The 17,504-nt window shown below is 72.9% G+C and carries 16 protein-coding genes; 11 read left to right on the top strand and 5 right to left on the bottom strand.

All coding sequences use genetic code 11. The annotated features are described in order from the left end of the window. Positions 1-19 precede the first annotated feature (19 nt). The gene (locus ACQP26_RS18175) at positions 20-1,033 is read left to right on the top strand and encodes an AraC family transcriptional regulator (RefSeq protein WP_433493478.1); all 1,014 of its coding nucleotides are present in this window, start codon (positions 20-22) and stop codon (positions 1,031-1,033) included. A gap of 76 nt (positions 1,034-1,109) precedes the next feature. Here the strand turns inward: ACQP26_RS18175 and katG are convergent, their stop codons facing one another. The 3 genes from katG to ACQP26_RS18190 all read right to left on the bottom strand — a co-directional run bounded on the left by katG (position 1,110) and on the right by ACQP26_RS18190 (position 4,971). Further along, positions 1,110-3,386: a catalase/peroxidase HPI gene (gene katG / locus ACQP26_RS18180; protein ID WP_433493479.1), complete on the bottom strand. Its 2,277-nt coding sequence runs from the start codon at positions 3,384-3,386 to the stop codon at positions 1,110-1,112. Next, on the bottom strand, positions 3,383-3,838 hold the full coding sequence (locus ACQP26_RS18185; RefSeq protein ID WP_269705525.1) for a Fur family transcriptional regulator: 456 nt from the start codon (positions 3,836-3,838) through the stop codon (positions 3,383-3,385). The genes katG and ACQP26_RS18185 overlap by 4 nt, the downstream gene beginning before the upstream one ends. Positions 3,839-3,972: 134 nt before the next feature. After that, positions 3,973-4,971, bottom strand: a complete 999-nt coding sequence (locus tag ACQP26_RS18190; RefSeq protein WP_269705524.1) for a glycoside hydrolase family 11 protein — start codon at positions 4,969-4,971, stop codon at positions 3,973-3,975. A gap of 517 nt (positions 4,972-5,488) precedes the next feature. On the opposite strand from ACQP26_RS18190, the gene ACQP26_RS18195 reads away from it, so the two are divergent. Next, positions 5,489-7,072, top strand: coding sequence for a ricin-type beta-trefoil lectin domain protein (locus tag ACQP26_RS18195; RefSeq protein ID WP_269705523.1), 1,584 nt, complete (start codon positions 5,489-5,491; stop codon positions 7,070-7,072). Between the two features lie 30 nt (positions 7,073-7,102). Here the strand turns inward: ACQP26_RS18195 and ACQP26_RS18200 are convergent, their stop codons facing one another. Further along, positions 7,103-7,582 (bottom strand): hypothetical protein, encoded by a 480-nt coding sequence (locus ACQP26_RS18200; protein WP_269705522.1) that lies wholly within the window; start codon positions 7,580-7,582, stop codon positions 7,103-7,105. Between the two features lie 102 nt (positions 7,583-7,684). Here ACQP26_RS18200 and ACQP26_RS18205 point away from each other — a divergent pair, with 102 nt between their 5' ends. Beyond that, a complete protein-coding gene (locus ACQP26_RS18205; protein WP_433493480.1) occupies positions 7,685-8,359 on the top strand; it encodes a 4'-phosphopantetheinyl transferase family protein in 675 nt (224 codons plus the stop codon). 9 nt (positions 8,360-8,368) lie between these two features. On the opposite strand, the gene ACQP26_RS18210 is transcribed toward ACQP26_RS18205, so the two are convergent. Continuing rightward, on the bottom strand, positions 8,369-9,337 hold the full coding sequence (locus tag ACQP26_RS18210) for a PaaX family transcriptional regulator (RefSeq protein WP_281577530.1): 969 nt from the start codon (positions 9,335-9,337) through the stop codon (positions 8,369-8,371). A gap of 237 nt (positions 9,338-9,574) precedes the next feature. On the opposite strand from ACQP26_RS18210, the gene ACQP26_RS18215 reads away from it, so the two are divergent. The 8 genes from ACQP26_RS18215 to ACQP26_RS18250 all read left to right on the top strand — a co-directional run bounded on the left by ACQP26_RS18215 (position 9,575) and on the right by ACQP26_RS18250 (position 17,454). Then, complete coding sequence (locus ACQP26_RS18215; RefSeq protein ID WP_433493481.1) at positions 9,575-10,942, top strand: extracellular catalytic domain type 1 short-chain-length polyhydroxyalkanoate depolymerase; 1,368 nt, start codon at positions 9,575-9,577, stop codon at positions 10,940-10,942. A 145-nt stretch (positions 10,943-11,087) separates the two neighbouring features. Beyond that, positions 11,088-11,468, top strand: a complete 381-nt coding sequence (locus ACQP26_RS18220) for an ArsR/SmtB family transcription factor (protein WP_269705518.1) — start codon at positions 11,088-11,090, stop codon at positions 11,466-11,468. Then, positions 11,422-11,889 carry an SRPBCC family protein gene (locus ACQP26_RS18225; RefSeq protein WP_433493482.1) on the top strand — a complete coding sequence of 156 codons (468 nt, stop codon included), beginning with the start codon at positions 11,422-11,424 and terminating at the stop codon, positions 11,887-11,889. Before ACQP26_RS18220 ends, ACQP26_RS18225 begins: the two co-directional genes overlap by 47 nt. Further along, entirely contained in the window at positions 11,882-12,307 is a 426-nt protein-coding gene (locus tag ACQP26_RS18230; RefSeq protein ID WP_433493483.1) for a DUF6069 family protein, read from the top strand. The genes ACQP26_RS18225 and ACQP26_RS18230 overlap by 8 nt, the downstream gene beginning before the upstream one ends. A 135-nt stretch (positions 12,308-12,442) precedes the next feature. Further along, positions 12,443-13,573 carry an ABC transporter permease gene (locus tag ACQP26_RS18235; RefSeq protein ID WP_269705515.1) on the top strand — a complete coding sequence of 377 codons (1,131 nt, stop codon included), beginning with the start codon at positions 12,443-12,445 and terminating at the stop codon, positions 13,571-13,573. Further along, complete coding sequence (locus ACQP26_RS18240) at positions 13,570-14,295, top strand: ABC transporter ATP-binding protein (protein WP_269705514.1); 726 nt, start codon at positions 13,570-13,572, stop codon at positions 14,293-14,295. Before ACQP26_RS18235 ends, ACQP26_RS18240 begins: the two co-directional genes overlap by 4 nt. Before the next feature lie 60 nt (positions 14,296-14,355). After that, complete coding sequence (locus ACQP26_RS18245; protein ID WP_269705513.1) at positions 14,356-14,940, top strand: TetR/AcrR family transcriptional regulator; 585 nt, start codon at positions 14,356-14,358, stop codon at positions 14,938-14,940. Positions 14,941-15,426: 486 nt separating this feature from the next. After that, positions 15,427-17,454, top strand: coding sequence for an FAD-dependent oxidoreductase (locus tag ACQP26_RS18250; protein ID WP_269705512.1), 2,028 nt, complete (start codon positions 15,427-15,429; stop codon positions 17,452-17,454). Positions 17,455-17,504 lie beyond the last annotated feature (50 nt).

A 17,504-nucleotide genomic window follows, 5' to 3' on the forward strand; every position in this document is an offset into this window, starting at 1 on the left:
GATTCCCTCGCTCCCCGCGGTGACGACTTCCGCTCCACTCTCCGGACAAATACGGCAGGGGGACGACGTGAGGCACAGCCCCATCGTCAGTCATCACTTCCGGAGCCGTCAGCCCGACCTCATTCACCATTACCTCTCCGAGGCGTATGGCACGCAAGGCATGCGCATCCGTGGCAATGCCGGATACCGGCTCAGTCACCGCCGGCTCAACGCCGGCGCGTTCCGGATGGACCGGGTCGCGCAGTCCGGCGATCTGCGCATCGACGTCGAGCAGATCGATTCCGTTGTCGTCTGCCAGAGCGCGAGCAGCATGGTGAACCGCGTCGTCGACGGCGAACCGCATTCCTTCCGCCCCGGCGACGTATTCCTGAACGCGCACCCGGGCCATCCGTACCGGCTCCGGTGGCGCTGCGGCGAGGTGCTCCTGGTCCAGCTGGACACGGGCCTGCTCCGCCAGGTCGCCTTTCCCGTTCCCGGGCGGCGGCCCGTGCCGGTCCGGTTCACCGACCTCCAGCCGGCCTCGCCGGTCCTGGCCGAGCACTGGCGGTCGACGGCCCGCTACGTCCGCCACGCCGTGCTGGGCAATCCCGAGGCGAGCCGCCACCCGCTGGTGCTCGGCACGGCGGCGCGCATCCTCGCGGCGGCCGCGCTCGCCGTCTTCCCCAACACCGCCCTGACCGACCCGGGGCGCCAGGACCGGCGCGACGCCTCGGCGTCGACGCTCCGCCGGGCCATCGCCTTCATGGAGGAGAACGCACACCGGGACATCAGCCCGGCGGACGTGGCAGTCGCCGCCGCCGTGTCCGTGCGATCCCTGCAACTGGCCTTCCGGCGCCATCTGGACAGCACACCGGCGGCCCACCTGCGGCGCATCCGGCTGGAACGGGCACACCAGGAGCTGCGGATGGGCGATCCGAGACGCGAGACAGTCAGCCGGATCGCCACCCGATGGGGTTTCCTCAGCCACAGCAGGTTCACCGCCCACTACCGGTCCGTGTTCGGCATCCCACCGAGCCGTACGCTGCACGGCTGACCGGAACGGCCCGCGAACGGGGCGAGCCCCGGCCCGTCGCGGCGCGACGGACCGGGGCCCGGGGAGGTACGGCGGATCAGGCCAGGTCGAAGCGGTCCAACTCCATGACCTTCGTCCAGGCGGCGACGAAGTCGCGGACGAACTTCTCCCGCGCGTCGTCGCTGGCGTAGACCTCGGCCAGCGCCCGCAGCTGCGAGTTGGAGCCGAAGATGAGGTCGACCGAGGTGGCGGTCCACTTCACCTGGTCGGTCGCCAGGTCCCGGATCTCGTACACGTGCTCCTCGGACTCCGCCGCCTTCCACCGGGTGCCCGGGGAGAGCAGGTTGACGAAGAAGTCGTTGGTGAGCACGCCGGGCCGGTCGGTGAGCACGCCGTGCGCGGCGCCGCCGACGTTGTTGCCGAGCGCGCGCAGGCCGCCGACCAGGACGGTCATCTCCGGCGCGGTCAGGTTCAGCATGTACGCGCGGTCGACGAGCAGCACCTCCGGCTGGGTCTTCTCCCCCGGCCGCAGGTAGTTGCGGAAACCGTCGGCGCGCGGCTCCATCACCCGGAACGACTCGACGTCGGTCTGCTCCTGCGTGGCGTCGGTACGACCCGGGTGGAACGGCACCGTCACCTCGACGCCGGCGTCCCGCGCCGCCTGCTCGACCGCGGCCGAACCGGCCAGCACGATCAGGTCCGCGAGCGAGATCTGGGCGCCGCCGGCGGCGTTGAACTCCTGCTGGATACCCTCGAGGGTGCTCAGCACGGTGGCGAGCTGCTCCGGCTGGTTGACCTCCCAGTTGCGCTGCGGCTCCAGCCGGATCCGCGCGCCGTTGGCGCCACCGCGCTTGTCGGTGGAGCGGTAGCTCGCGGCCGAGGCCCACGCGGTGGAGACCAGCTGGGCGGTGGTGAGGCCGGACTCCAGCACCTTCGCCTTGAGCACGGCGACGTCGGCGTCGTTCACCAGCTCGTGCGCGACGGCCGGCACCGGGTCCTGCCAGAGCTGGGCCTCCGGCACCCACGGGCCGAGGAAGCGGCTGACCGGGCCCATGTCACGGTGCAGCAGCTTGTACCAGGCCTTGGCGAACGCCAGGGCGAACTCGTCCGGGTTCTCCAGGAAGCGGCGCGAGATCTTCTCGTACGCCGGGTCGACGCGCAGCGACAGGTCGGTCGTGAGCATCGTGGGCTTGTGCTTCTTCGACGGGTCGTGAGCGTCCGGGATGATCGCCTCGGCGTCCTTGGCGACCCACTGCTTGGCGCCACCGGGGCTGGTGGTCAGCTCCCACTCGTAGCCGAAGAGGATCTCGAAGAACCGGTTGCTCCACTGCGTCGGCTTGTCGGTCCAGGTCACCTCGAGACCGCTGGTGATCGTGTCGCCACCCTTGCCCTCGCCGTAGGTGCTCAGCCAGCCCAGGCCCTGCGCCTCCAGCGGCGCCGCCTCCGGCTCGGGGCCGACGTGCGCGTCGGCGGGGCCCGCGCCGTGGGTCTTGCCGAACGTGTGGCCGCCGGCGATCAGCGCGACGGTCTCCTCGTCGTTCATCGCCATCCGGCGGAACGTCTCACGGATGAAGTGCGCCGCCGCGAGCGGGTCGGCGTTGCCGCGCGGGCCCTCCGGGTTGACGTAGATCAGACCCATCTCGGTCGCGCCGACGCCGGCCACCATCTCCTTCTCGGAGGCGTAGCGCTCGTCGCCCAGCCAGGCGTCCTCGGGACCCCAGAAGATCTCCTCCGGCTCCCAGACGTCCTCCCGGCCGAAGCCGAAGCCGAAGGTCTTGAAGCCCATCGACTCCAGGGCCACGTTGCCGGCGAGCACCAGCAGGTCGGCCCAGGAGATCTTCTGGCCGTACTTCTGCTTGACCGGCCAGAGCAGGCGGCGGGCCTTGTCCAGGTTGGCGTTGTCCGGCCAGCTGTTCAGCGGGGCGAACCGCTGCCCGCCGTCACCGGCGCCACCGCGGCCGTCCTCGATGCGGTAGGTGCCCGCGGCGTGCCAGCTCATCCGGATCATCAGGCCGCCGTAGTGACCGAAGTCGGCCGGCCACCAGTCCTGCGAGGTGGTGAGCACCTCGGTGATGTCCCGCTTGAGCGCCTCGACGTCGAGCTTGGCGAACTCCTTGGCGTAGCTGAACTCCGGGCCCAGCGGGTTGCCCTTGTGCGAGTGGGCGTGCAGCACCGACAGGTCGAGCTGGTTGGGCCACCAGTCGCGGTTGCTGCGCGGACGACCGCCGGTCTTCGGGGTCGGCGAGTCGATCGCCGGGTTCTCGCTCTCGCTGCCGTGCGCGGTCACGGAGTCGTGCGCGACCGGGCAGCCGGCCGCCTCCTTGGCGTCCACGCCCTGCGGGCTGACGGGCCGGTTGTCCTGGGTGTCGCTCATCTGTTTCCTTCCGAACTGGCGGATCGCTGGGCGGTACGGTCGGCCGCACAGCCGGGGCAGGTGCCCCAGTAGACGACCTCCGCCTCGTCCACCACGAAGCCGTGGTCGTCGGAGGCGGTGAGACAGGGGGCGCGGCCGACGGCGCACTCGACGTCGGCGATGGCGCCGCAGGAACGGCACACGACGTGGTGGTGGTTGTCTCCCACCCGCGACTCGTAGCGGGCCGTCGCGCCGGCCGGCTGGATGCGCCGGATCAGCCCGGCGTCGGTGAGTGCCCGGAGCACATCGTAAACCGCCTGGTGGGACACGGTGGGCTGCTCGGCGCGGACCAGGGCGATCACCGTGTCGGTGTCGACGTGCGGATGGTCGCGCAGCGCGGCCAGCACCGCCAGGCGGGGCCGGGTCACCCGCAACGAGACCGCCCGGAGCTGCGTCTCGAAGTCGGCCGTCATGCGACGACCTTAGTCCGGTCTTCTGGAATCAATCAAGTTTTCGCCCAGGTGTGTCGGCCATCACATCATGACCGTCCGGGCACACGAAACGGGGGTGCCGCGCCAGGCGCGGCACCCCCTCCCCGGAAAAGGGCTCAGGCGGCGGAACAGGTCGCCGTCGGTGTGTTGCTGTTGCCGTTCTTGTAGAGCGTGATGCCGAAGTTGTTGCCGTTGCCGTTCGGGCGTGCGGTGAGCGTGCCGCTGGTGCCGCTGACCGACGCGTTCCAGCTGTTCTGCAGGCTCTGCCCGCCCTGGGTCTGGATGCTGACCACCCAGTTGCTCGTGCCGCTGACCGAGAAGGTCACGTTGAACCGGTCGCCCCACTCCTCGGCCCGGCTGACGCTGACCGTGCAGCCACCGTTGTTCGGCGGCGGGGTGGTCGGGTTGCCACCGCTGGTGCCGCCGACCGTGATGTTGGAGTTGCCGCTGCTCTGGAAGCCCTCGGTGGCCATGATCTGGTAGTCGTGGGTGCCGAGGTTCATGCCGTAGCGGGACCAGGCGTCGAAGTGGTTGCCGGAGGTGATGGTGCCGCCGACGCGCTTCTGCTGGCGGACGCTCCAGTACTGGTAGAACGTCCGGGTGCCCTCGATCGAGGGGGCGTTGACGCGCTGGGTGCGGTAGACGTCGTACGTGCCGCCGTCGGTGGTCACCGAGCCCATGTAGCCGCTGCCCGGCGGGCGCCAGCTGCCCCAGCTGTCGACGATGTAGTACTCGACGAGCGGGTTGCGCGTCCAGCCGTAGAGCGTCAGGTACGCGTTGCCGGACGGGTTGAAGCTGCCGGAGTAGCTGACCGTCCGGCGTGAGCCCGGGTTCCAGCCCTTGCCGGCCACGAAGTTGTTGATGTTGCTCCACTGGGTGCTGTACTGACCACCGTTGCCCATGGTCATGGAGACGTTGCCACTGTCTTTCCAGAAGGAATAGAAGTAGCCGTTGTGCGTGCCGGTCGAGTTCGACGTGACGGTCTGGGCGTAAGCCGGAGCTGACGTGACCGCCGTCGCCCCGGCGGTGATCAGCGCCACGGCACAGGCGCCGCCGAGGACCATCCTGAGGCGTCCGCGCCTGCGGATGCCCGTGCGGACGGGGGCGTCTTTCATGGACGGGTTTCCTCCCTGTGACGGCTGGCGGGCGGCCAACCGGGTGGCGCGAGCCGCGGGTGCTCGCCCGCCCGCGGACGGCGGGACCGGGGCGACAGCCGCGCCACGGTGGTGGTCGGACATCGACGTCAATCGAGATGCGCCGATGGCCACAGTATTGGAGCCCCGGTTCATCCTGTCAACAAGTTCCGGAAATGTTGTGGTAACCGCAGCGGGGCCCTGAACGGGCGTTACGGCTGCCGGAAAGGGCCTCCGATCAGCGTGGACGGCTCGGCCACCGGTGCACTGTCGCCGACGGAGGCAACGAGATTCCGAAACTTTTCGGTCCCGTTCCGGATCAACACCGGCACCGCCGCTCCGCCCGCACGGGCGGTCCCGGCCGGACCGTCCACATTTGACTGCTCGCCGGTCGATCGGTTCAATGGCGGCCGGACCGGAGTCGGACCCGGCTCCGGCCGGGTGAACCGAGGACGTCGCGCACCCGTCCGGCGTACGTCATCACCGGAAGGACCGCCCTGTGACACCCGATGTCCCCGGCCCGGACACCCGCCCGCGCCGGATCCCGCGCGGAGTCGTCGCCGCCGGTGCCGCCGGACTGGCGGCGCTCAGCCTGGTGGTCGCCGCCCTCAGCGGGAGCGTCGCCACCGCCCGCGACGGTGAGTCGGCCGGCCGGACCGTCTCCGCCGAGCAGCTCGCCGCCATCCGGACCGCGGCCCGGTCGTGCCCCACGCTGACCCCGGCGCGGCTGGCCGGGCAGCTGATGACCGAGTCGGGTCTGGACGGACGGGCCGAGCGGACCGCGTCCGGCGGCCGGGGCCTGGCCGGACTGGACGACGAGCGATGGCGGACCTGGGCGCCGTGGCCGGACGCGCCGCGCACGGACGCCGCCGCCAACATCCTCGCGCTGGCCCACCACATGTGCGACCTGGCCGGGCAACTGCGCACGGCGGAAGTCCCCGGCGACCCGTGGCGGCTGTCGCTCGCTGCCTTCCACACCGGATTCGACGAGGTCCGCGGCGCCGCAGGGGTGCCCTCGGCGGCGGTCCCGTACGTCGACGAGGTGAACCGGTACGCCGCCTACTACGGGCGGCAGGACGGCTTCACCGACGCCGTCGCGGCCGGTGCCGAGGGCGAGCGCCGGCAGCCCAAGGCGGTCCCCGCCGCGTACGTCCGCCTGGTGGTACGGGCCGGCTCGGTGTGCCCGCAGGTGCCGCCGGCCGCGGTGGCCGCGCAGCTGATGACCCTGTCCGGCTTCGACCCGAACCTGCTCGGCGACGGTGGTCGCAAGGGCATCGCCCAGTTCCGGCCGGAGCTGTGGCGTGCGTACGGCCCGTCCGGCGCCTCGCCGTGGGAGCCGCAGGCGGCCGTACCGGCGACCGGGGCCGCGCTCTGCGCGCTGCGACGGGAACTGGCCGCGCTCGACGGCGACCCGGATCTGCTGGCGCTGGCGGCGTACCGCAACGGGACCGACGCCGTGCGCCACACCGGCGGCGACTTCGACGCCGGCACGCAGGCGTTCCTGCGCACGGTCCGGGAGTTCACCGACTTCTACGCCCTCGACGGCCGGTTGCGCGGCACGCCGGCGAGTTCCGGCTCGCCCCCGGCCACCACGCGCTCGCCGAAGCCGACGGCCTCGTCGGCCGCGCGGCCGTCCACGCCGCCACTGGCGTCCGGCGAGCCGGACCGGTCGGAGAAGCCGTCCGCACCGGTCCGTCCGGCCGGCGCGAAGCAACTCGTCGGCAAGGAGACCGGCCTGTGCGCGAGCGGCGGCAGCGGGGACGGCGTACGCGTCGTGCTGCGGACCTGCCGGGAGGAGCGTTCCCAGTGGTGGACGTTCGCGTCCGACGGCAGCGTCCGGGTCGACGGCGGCCTCTGCCTGGACGTGGCCTGGGGCGAGAAGCGCGACGGCGTGCCGGTGCAGACCGCGTGGTGCAGCGGCAACCCGGCGCAGAAGTGGGAGTGGATCGAGAGCCAGGGCCGGCGGTCGCTGTTCAACCGGGCGACCGACCGCTGCCTGGACGTCGACGGGCACGCGGCGGGTGCTCCGCTGAACGCCTGGACCTGTGTGTTCAACGTGAAGCAGACCTGGTCGCTGCGCTGACCGCGCGACCAGGCCCGCCGGCCGGACGGATCAGGGGTTCGAGCCCAGGGCCAGCCCGAACACCCCGCAGCAGGCCAGGCCGAAGACGGCCAGCACGATCAGCATGATGCTGTAGTTGGACCACAGGCCGAACCGGGTGACGTCGGTGCCGTACCCGTCGTAGACCCGGTTGCGCCACCCGCCGAAGCGGAACGCGAGGTGGTGCGCGGCGCCCGGCTGCACCGCGAGCGCCGTGGTGACGATCGGGACACCCAGGAAGTCGGTGTACCGGACGTCGTGCGTGCCGGCCGGCACCGCGACGTGCCACGTCCCCTCGCCGGGGATCGCGACCACCTGGCGGTCGATCTTGAAGCGGCTGGTCACCGGCACGGGAATCAGGTACGGCCCGCGGTTCACCGAGACGACGAGCACCCCGCAGCCCGGCGGCGGGGAGATCGGGTGCGGGTAGGCGATCAGCGGGCTGACGCCGCCCGGCATCGGCGGATACGGCTGCGAGGGGAGGTAGGACACGGCCAGATTCTGGCACGGCTCCGCCAACCGTCGATCTTCGCCGGTCAGCCCGCGGCGCCGCAGGCGGGTGCCGGCGTGACGGGCGCGGTTACGCTGCCGTCCATGCGGGACACCGTCCGGGTCTGGATCGTCGCCGCCGCGGTGCCGGCGGACGAGCTGGCCCGCTACCGGGCGGTGCTCGACGCGGACGAGCGGCGCCGGGCGGCACGGTTGGGCGCCGAGACGCTGCGGGACCGGTTCACCGTGGCACACGGCGCGCTGCGTCTGCTGGCCGGGCAGGCCACCGGCGCGTCACCGGCGGCGCTGGCCTGGCGGCCCGGCCGGTACGGCAAACCGGCGCTGACCGGCCCGTGGGCCGGCCTGCACACGAGCCTGTCCTACTCCGGCGATCTCGTGGCGGTCGCGTTGAGCGAGGACCGGCCGGTGGGGGTGGACATCCAGCACGTCGCGCCGGGCGGGGACCCGGTGGCCGCGTCCGTGCGTCTCTTCCATCCGCAGGAGGCACGGCACGTCGCCGCCGGGGCCGGCCACGCCGACCGGGCGCTGCGGTTCACCCGGCTGTGGGCCCGCAAGGAGGCCGCCGTCAAAGCGGCCGGGGGCCCGCTGTGGCCCAACCTCGGCATGCCGGTGCACCGGGGTGACACGGTCGAGTGCGTCCGGCCGGTCGGCCCGCACCGGCTCGCCGACCTGCCCGCGCCCGCCGGGGTCGCGCTGGCTGTCGCACTGGCCGGCACCGGGCCGTACACGGTCGAGCGCCGCTGCGCCGTCGGCGGGTGACGGTCGCGGTCAGCCCGCGGCGCCGCACCCGTCCTCGCCCACGCCGGCGAGCATGTCGGCGGTGGTGTGCGCCCGGATGCCGGGCGGCACCGGGTCGGCGAACCGCGCGACGACCGCCCGGACGTGCGTCTCGGCGGCCTCGGCCAGGCCGTCGTAGACGGCCGCGAACACGTCCCGGGCCGCCCGGCGCGGCCACCCGGCCGGGAGCAGTTCCAGCGGCAGCCGCGGGTCGAGCGTGGGGAACCGCCGGTACGTGTCCATCACCTCGGTACGGGCCCGTACGGCGGCGGCACCGTCGACCGAGCCGAGCCGCGACACCAGCGGGGTCCACCGGCGCAGGAACGCCTCGTAGTGCCCGCTGATCGCGTCGACGTCCCAGGCGTCGACGGGGGCGCGCTGGCCGATCGCGTCCAGCGCGTCCTGCCGTCCCCGGAACACCGTGACCGCGCCGAGGGCGAGCGGGGCGAGCCGGGCCCGCCCCGGCGCGGCCAGCTCGTACGGCGAGATCCACAGCCCGTCGTAGAGCGGCGCGAAGCCGAGCCAGCGCAACTGGCCGCGCAGCGCCCGGCGTTGCGCGCCGTGGTCCTGCGGCAGCGAGAAGGCCACGATGGTCCAGCATCCGTCCCACGTCTGGACGTCGGTCGTGGAGGCGATGATCCAGTTCCCGCCGGCGGACAGGTACTCGGCGGCGGCGCGGCTGAGCCGGTAGAAGCTGTTGCGGCCCTGCCGGCTGCCCTCCAGCACCCCACGGCGGGCCAGCCGGCTGATCGCGGTACGGGCTCCGGCGCTGGTCACCCCGGCCTCGCCGAGCAGGGCGACGATCGCCGCGGACGGCAGGGCGGCGCGGGTACGCAGCGTGTAGTCGGCGAGCACCGTCACCGCGACGCTCTGCGGCGACGTGCCGGCCTGCCGTCGGGGCAGCCGCGCCGCGGGCCCCTCGTCCGGGTAGATCTCCTCGATGTCGAACGGGTTTGCCACACGCGCTCCGGCTCGGCTCAGGGACGGTGCACCGACTGTAGACGAACGCCGCCGCAGCTCATCGGAGCACATCGATTGACACTTCAGCGCCCGGCGGGAACACTATGTGCCACACGACGGAGCCAGGGCCGGGCGAGACACGTCAGTGGGCGAGACGCGACACCGCGGCGGTCCGGGCCGCCGACGCGGCGCGCACCCGCCCGTCACCGCCCGCACAGGGCGATCGAAGGAGATTCCGTGAGAATCAGAGCCAAGATGGTGGTGGCCCTGGCCGCGTCGCTGGCGGCGGCCGGCCTGGTGATCCCCACCGTCCAACCCGCGTACGCGGCGTCGCTGACCGAGGTGACCAGCTTCGGCGACAACCCCGGCCGGATGCGCATGCACGTCTACGTGCCGGACGCCCGCCCGGCCCGGCCGGCCACAGTGGTGGCCATGCACGGCTGCGGCGGCTCCGGCCCCGGCTTCTACTCCGGCAGCGAGTTCGCCGGGCTGGCCGACCGGTACGGCTTCATCGTCATCTACCCCAGCGCCACCCAGCAGGCCGGCTTCGGCAACTGCTTCGACACCTGGTCCGACGCGGCCAAGCGGCGCGGCGGCGGCAGCGACCCGGTGTCGCTCATCTCGATGGTCCGCTACGTCCAGCAGCAGTACGGCGCCGACCCGGACCGGGTGTACGCCACCGGCAGTTCGTCCGGCGGCATGATGACCAACCACATGCTGGCGCTCTACCCGGACGTCTTCAAGGCCGGCGCGGCGTTCATGGGCGTTCCGTTCAACTGCTTCGCCGGCGCCGCCGACTATCCGCCCGGCTCCAGCCAGTGCACCGGCGGGAACATGAACCGCACCCCGCAGCAGTGGGGTGACGCGGTCCGCCAGGCGTACCCCGGTTACACCGGGCCCCGGCCCCGGGTGCAGTTGTGGCACGGCACCAACGACACGCTGGTGCCGTACTCGCTGCTCCAGGAGACGATCGAGCAGTGGACGAACGTGTTCGGCCTGAGCCAGACGCCCACGTCCACCGACACGCCGCAGTCCGGCTGGAACCGGCGCCGCTACGCCGACTCCACCGGCACCGTGCAGGTCGAGGCGTACAGCATCCAGGGCGCCGGGCACAGCCTGCCGTCCGCCGGCATGGCCGCGGCCGCCGTGGCCTTCTTCGGCCTCACCACCACGCCGGGACCGACCACTCCCCCGCCCGGCCCCACCACGCCCCCGCCGGGACCGACCACTCCCCCGCCCGGCCCGACCACGCCGCCGCCGGGACCGACCACCCCGCCGCCCGGCACCGGTGCCTGCTCGGTGCGCATCGAGCTGAACGCCTGGAACAACGGCCTGACCGAGAACATCACCATCAGCAACACCGGCACCGCCGCGGTGAACGGCTGGTCGCTGGCGTTCACGCTGCCCGGCGGCCAGACCATCACCTCCGGCTGGAACGCCTCGTACTCCCCCTCCTCGGGCCAGGTGACGGCGCGCAACGTCTCCTACAACGCGGCCATCCCGGCCGGCGGCTCGACCACCATCGGTTTCCAGGCCACGCACACCGGCAACACCGCCCGGCCCAGCGCGTTCAGCCTCAACGGCGCGTCCTGCACGCTCGCCTGACCGGCACCCCACACTCCGGCGTTCCTTCCCACGGCGCCGGAGACGGCCCCGCGATCCTCGAGGTCGCGGGGCCGTTTCGCGCGTACGCCACGCCGGCCTCCGGATAACGTTGAACCGAATGGTTCAGTGTCGTACGGTGAACCACGTGGTTCAGCAACAGACGCTCGACCGGGTGTTCGCCAGCCTGGCCGACCCGACACGACGCGCCATCCTGATCCGGCTCGGCACCGGCCCGGCCACCCTCAGCGAGCTCACCGAGCCCACCGGGATGAGCCTCACCGGCATGCGCAAGCACGTCCGCGCGCTGGAGGACGCGGGCCTCGTGGTGACGCGCAAGGTCGGCCGGTCCCGGCAGTGCCGGCTCAGCGAGGCCCCGCTGGACTCGGCCATGGCCTGGATCGCCTTCTACCAACGGCTCTGGGCGCGCCGCCTCGACGGGCTCGACGCCTACCTCACACTCACCACGGAGGACCGCGACCATGACACTCGACCTGCGCGTGACACGACACCTCCCGGGCACACCTGAGCAGGTTTTCGACGCCTACACCGACGCCGGCAAGCAGAAGATCTGGTTCGGCATCCTCGACGAGGAGCCCGGTATCGTGGAGATCGACGTCGACCTGCGGGTCGGCGGGACGCAGACCGCGGTCTGGGGTCCCTCGCCCGACGCGCTGTTCCGGGAGACGCAGACGTTCCTGGAGATCGACCGGCCGCACCGGCTGGTCACCGAGTCGATCGGCAGCGGTCCGGACGGCACCACCATGACCACGCGCATCGAGGTGACGTTCGAGGCGCGCGACGGCGGCACGCTGATGACAGTGGTGCAGAGCGGCTTCCCGGCCCCGCAGCTGCGCGACTTCTTCGCCGGCGAGGTCTGGGTGGGGGCGTTCGCCCGCATCGAGGCCTATCTGATCCGAGTGCAGGCGGAGGAGACCTCCCGTGGCTGACCTGTCCCGTACCGCCGTCGTCGCGCTCGCCACCGCCGTCGCGGTGGTCGTCAACCTGATCGTGTACGCGATCGGCCGCGCGGCCGGCGGCAGCTTCCTGTTCACCGCCGACGACCGGCGGGTCGAGGTCGACGCGGTGACCGTCGCGGGCTTCAGCGCGCTGCCGCTGGCGCTCGGGCTCACCGCCGTCGCCGTGCTGGCGCCCCGATTCGCGTGGGTGGTCCGGGCGGCGCTGATCATCGGCCCGGCGCTCGCGGTCCTCACGATCGCCACCATGACGCTGCCCGCCGACCTCGACACCACCAGCACGATCACGCTGGCGGTCTGTCACCTCCCACTCGCCCCGATCATCGTGGTCGCGGTGACCGCCCTCGGCCGGCGCGCACGCCGCGCCGCCGCGGGCCCGGTCGCCGCCTGACGCCGGCGCGGCAGGCCGCGCATCACCGGCCCCGTCACGGAATGTGGCCGGGTAGACCACCACCACCACCATCTTACCGACACCGCGTTGTTAACATGGCGACATGGTGTCGACAAGTTTGAGAGGTGGCGGCTGATGTTCCTGGCCATTCGCGAACTGGGGTTCGCGCGGCTGCGATTCGCCCTGATGGGGGCCGTGATCGCACTGATCTCGGTGCTGATGGTGATGCTGTCCGGCCTCTCCGTCGGGCTGGTCCGTGACGGCGTCTCCGGCCTGCAGAACCTGCCGGTCACCTCGTTCGCGTTCGCGCACGGCGTGCAGCACGACTCGGCGTTCTCGCGCAGCGTGGTGGACGCCTCGGCGGTGGACACCTGGCGCGACCAGCCGGGCGTGGCGGAGGCGACCCCGTTCGGCAACACGCTCATCAACGGGCGTACCGACGGTGGCACCGAGGTCGACCTGGCGCTGTTCGGCGTCGAGACCGACTCGTTCCTGTCGCCCGCCGCCAGCGAGGGCGACCGGCTCGGTCCGGCCGACGGGATCGTGGTGAGCCCCACCGCGATCGACGCGGGCCTGCGCGTCGGCGACACCGTGACGGTGGACCGGCTGGGTACGCGGCTGCGCGTCGTCGGCGTCACCGAGCAGCAGGACACCTTCGGCCACGTCGACGTGGCGTACGTGCCGCTGGCCACGTGGCAGGCGATCAAGTCCGGCACCCCGGCCGGCGCGCAGGTGCCGGCCCAGGCGGCTCAGGAGATCACCGCCGTCGCGGTCCGCGCGGCCGACGGCGACTCGGTGGACCTCGCCGCGGGCGACAAGGCTGCGGGCACCGAGAGCATGACGCTCGAGGAGTCCTACGGCGCCTCGCCGGGCTACACCGCCGAGACGACCACGCTCCAGCTGATCCAGGGCTTCCTCTACGCGATCTCGGCGCTGGTGGCCGGCGCGTTCTTCGCGGTCTGGGCGATCCAGCGCAAGCAGGAGGTCGCGGTGCTGCGGGCGCTCGGCGCCTCGACCCGGTGGGTGCTGCGTGACGCCCTCACCCAGGCGCTGATCCTGCTGGCCGTCGCCATCGCCGTCGGCATGGGGATCGGCCTGGGCCTCGGCGCGCTGATCTCCGGCGGCAACGTTCCGTTCGCGCTGCACCCGCAGAGCATCGCCGCCGCCGCGGCCGGACTGCTCGTGCTCGGCCTGGTCGGCGCGGCAGCCGCCGTCGTCCGCCTCACGTCCATCGACCCGGCGACCGCCCTGGGAGGCAACCGATGAGCAGCCGGACCACCCCGTCCCCCTCGGCACCGGGCACCGCCCGGGACGACCTCGGCCTGGTCATGCGCGGCGTGCACCTGCGGCACGGCGACGGCGCGGAGACGGTGCACGCGCTGGACGCGGTTGACCTGACCGTCGCCCGGGGCGAACTGGCCGCGATCGTCGGGCCGTCCGGCGCGGGCAAGTCCAGCCTGCTGGCGGTCGCCGGCGGGCTGGCCCGCCCCGACGAGGGCACCGTCACCGTGGCCGGGCACGACATGACCGTGTCCAGCCGCCGGACGCGCACCGAGCTGCGCCGCCGGCACGTGGGATTCGTGTTCCAGTCGGGCAACCTGCTGCCCGCGCTGACCGCCGCCGACCAGCTGCGCCTGCCGCTGCGGCTGGGCGGGCGGCGGGAACGGTCCGGGCGCGACCCGCTGGAGATGCTCGCGCACGTCGGCCTGTCCGGTAAGGCCGACCGGCGTCCGCACCAGCTCTCCGGCGGCGAACGCCAGCGCGTCGGCATCGCCCGGGCGCTGATGACCGAGCCGTCGGTCCTGCTGGTGGACGAGCCGACCGCGGCGCTGGACCGGGCCCGCAGCCACGACATCGTCCAGCTGCTCGCCCAGGAGGCGCGGGAGCGCTCGGTGGCCGTCGTGATGGTCACTCACGATCACGACGTCCTGCAATACTGTGACACCATCTACGAGATGATCGACGGCAAGCTCGCCACCAGCAGCTGACCGACGACCAGGGAGCGACGCGGACCGGACACGGACGGCGGGAGACACGGGGAGGTCGCGGTGCCGAAGATCCAAGCCTCGACCGTCGCGGAACACCGGGCCGCACAGCGGGCGGCGTTGCTCGACGCCGCCCGCGCCCTGCTCTCCGAGCATCCGGAGCAGATCCCGAGCCTGGCCGACGTGGCCCGGCACGCCGGGCTGGCCCGGTCCAGCGCGTACTCGTACTTCAAGTCCCGCACCGACATGTTCGACGTGCTGGTCGCCGACACCTTCCCCCGGTGGTCGGCCTTCGTCGAGGAGCAGATGGCCGAGGCCCGCACGCCGGGCGCGCGGATCCTGGCGTACGTCGAGGCCAACCTGCAACTGGTTGCCCGGGGCGACCACGCGCTGGCCCGGGCGCTGGCGTCGGCCGGCAACAGCGAGGTGCTGGCGACGTCCAGCCGGCTGCTGCACGACAGCCTCGAGGCGCCGTTGCGCGCCGCGCTGACCGAACACGGGGCGAGCGACCCGGACCGGATGGCGGAGCTCGTCCAGTCGGTCGTCTACGCGCTCAGCCGGATGATCGAGAACGGTCTCGACCTTCCGGCCGCCACCGGGCTCGCCCGCGAGTTGCTCACGCCGTACCTGCGCCCGCACACCGGCTGACCACGCGCGACCGGGACGCCCGACGGCGTCCCGTCCACCACCACATCCGCAGACCGAACGACGGCCCGGGTCGTCGCCGGCGCCGCACCTCACGTGCGCAACCCGGCGGCGGCCCGGGCCGCCGCGCACCCGGCGCGGTGTCGCCGCCCGAGAGGACGCACCGCCGCCGCCCGGGACGGCCACCGGCACGGTCCGGCGGGCCGTCCGAATGATGGGCAGGAACCGCCGACAGTCGATCGGCGGCCGACACCGTCGTCCGATCAGGAGCATCCGAACGATCGACCGCGCCATCGACGGTCATCATCGGTCAGCGTTCCGCCTAGTGGAACAGCAGCTCAGAGGCGGTTCGGCGGCCTAAATTACTGACCAGTAACCCGTTGACGGCATGTTGAACTCGGCCCTACCGTTCCACTCAATCGAACGGCGTACGGTTCATCCGAACGCCCTCGGCCTCGCCGAGTGCGGCCCGAAACAGGAAGTCCGAGCATGCCCGACGACAAGCTCCTCGCCCTTCTCTCCCCCACCCGGCTCGGTCGTCTCACATTGCGGAACCGGGTCTTCGTCCCCGGCCACACCACCAACTTCGGACTGAACAATGTGCCCACCCGCCGCCACGTCGCCTACCACGCGGAGCGGGCGCGCGGCGGAGCCGGCCTGATCATCACCGAGGCGATCCGCGTGCACCCCACCAGCGCGGGCCGCAGCATCAGCCTCGGCAGCTTCGACGACTCGTCGATCCCGGCGTACGCGGCGGTGACCGAGGCCGTGCACGAGCACGGCGCCCGCATGTTCGCCCAGATCATGCACGCCGGGCGGCAGGCCAACGGCGACGCGACCCGCACCGCCGCCTGGTCCTCGTCGCCGGTGCCGTGGGCGGCCGGCTCGCACGTCCCGCACGCGATGGGACGCCGGGACATCGCGACAGTCGTCGCCGCGTTCGCCGCCGCCGGGCGGCGGATGCGCGAGGCCGGCTTCGACGGCCTCGAGGTGCACGCCGGCCACGGCCACCTGCTCCAGCAGTTCCTCTCACCGCACACGAACACCCGCGACGACGCGTACGGCGGCAGCCTCGACAACCGGATGCGCCTGACCCGCGAGGTGCTGACGGCGGTGCTGGCCGCCGCCCCCGACCTGCCCGTCGGGCTGCGGGTCAGCGCCGACGAGTTCCTGCCCGGCGGGCTCGACCCGGCCGCGGTGCTGGAGATCGTCGGAAAGCTGCGCGCCGAGTTCCCCCTCGCCTACGTGCACGTCAGCCACTCCGCCTACCACGGCAGCTGGTCGCTGGCGACGCAGATGGCGGACATGAGCTTCGGCCACGCCCCGTTCCGGCACCACGCGGCGCTGTTCAAGCAGGAGTTCCCGGACCTGCCGGTGCTCGCCGTGTGCCGGCTGGACAGCCTGCCGGAGGCGGCCGAACTCGTCGCCGCGGGCGAGGCCGACCTGGTCGGCCTGGCCCGCCCGCACATCGCCGACCCGCACCTGGTCCGCAAGGCCGAGCAGGGCCGCCAGCACGAGGTGCGCGCCTGCCTGGCCTGCAACCAGGGCTGCATCGGGCGGCTGGAGACCAGCCTGCCGATCTCCTGCGTGGTGAACCCGGAGGTCGGCGCGGAGCAGGAGTGGGCCGACGCCTGGCCGGAACTGCCCGGGCCGTCCGGCGCACGGAACGTCCTGGTCGTCGGCGGCGGACCGGCCGGCCTCGAGGCCGCCCTCTCCGCGCACCGGGCCGGGCACCGGGTGACCGTCGTGGAGGCACGGGACCACCTCGGCGGACAGGTGGAGGTGGCCGCGCGCGTACCCGGACGGGAGCGGCTCGGGCTGCTCACCCGCGACCTGGCCCGCGACGTCGAGGCCGCCGGCATCCCGGTCCGGCTCGGCCGGCGCGCCGGCGTCGACGACGTGCTGGCCGGTGGCTACCAGGACGTCGTCCTCGCCACCGGCTCCCGGCCCGCCCGCCGGGAACTGCCCGGCGGCCCGCCGGTGATCGACATCTGGCAGGCCGTCGACAACCTGGCCGACCCCGGCTACCGGCCCGCCGGTGCCGTCGTCGTGCTGGACGACGAGGGCACCTGGTCGGCGGCGTCGGTCGCGGAGGCGCTAGCCCGCCGGGGCGCCCGCGTCCACGTCGTGTCCCCCACCGCCACGGTCAGCGCCAAGATCACCACGTACTCGCGGCTGGCGCTGCTCAAGCGCTTCGCGGACCTGGGGATCGCGGTCCACCCGATGCGGACCGCCCGCGCCGCGGGCGCCACGACGGTGGCCCTCGGCGGCCCGCTCGCCGGCGGCGACACGATCGTCGAGGACGTCACCACAGTCGTCGACGGCGGTTCGGCGCAGGCCGCGGACGAGTTGTACCGGCAGCTCGACGCGCTGCCCGACGGCCCCCGCATCCACGTCGTCGGCGACGCGAACGCCCCCCGCACCGCCTTCGAGGCTGTCTACGAGGGGCGGATGGCCGGCGCGTTCCTCGGCGCCTACGACACCGCGTCCGCCCAGCGCGTGCGGTACGCCCACTGACCCGTCCACCCCGGTCGCGGTGCACCGCGGACCGGACCTCCCCCACCTGT

It is taken from the genome of Micromonospora sp. CA-248089 (genome assembly GCF_050948515.1).
Lineage (GTDB): Bacteria > Actinomycetota > Actinomycetes > Mycobacteriales > Micromonosporaceae > Micromonospora.

Bases quoted from the DNA above. Each gene is read 5' to 3' on its own strand.
- katG (WP_433493479.1), bottom strand. From the start codon at position 3,386: ATGAGCGACACCCAGGACAACCGGCCCGTCAGCCCGCAGGGCGTGGAC.
- ACQP26_RS18185 (WP_269705525.1), bottom strand. From the start codon at position 3,838: ATGACGGCCGACTTCGAGACGCAGCTCCGGGCGGTCTCGTTGCGGGTG.
- ACQP26_RS18190 (WP_269705524.1), bottom strand. From the start codon at position 4,971: ATGAAAGACGCCCCCGTCCGCACGGGCATCCGCAGGCGCGGACGCCTC.
- ACQP26_RS18205 (WP_433493480.1), top strand. From the start codon at position 7,685: ATGCGGGACACCGTCCGGGTCTGGATCGTCGCCGCCGCGGTGCCGGCG.
- ACQP26_RS18225 (WP_433493482.1), top strand. From the start codon at position 11,422: ATGACACTCGACCTGCGCGTGACACGACACCTCCCGGGCACACCTGAG.
- ACQP26_RS18235 (WP_269705515.1), top strand. From the start codon at position 12,443: ATGTTCCTGGCCATTCGCGAACTGGGGTTCGCGCGGCTGCGATTCGCC.
- ACQP26_RS18240 (WP_269705514.1), top strand. From the start codon at position 13,570: ATGAGCAGCCGGACCACCCCGTCCCCCTCGGCACCGGGCACCGCCCGG.
- ACQP26_RS18250 (WP_269705512.1), top strand. From the start codon at position 15,427: ATGCCCGACGACAAGCTCCTCGCCCTTCTCTCCCCCACCCGGCTCGGT.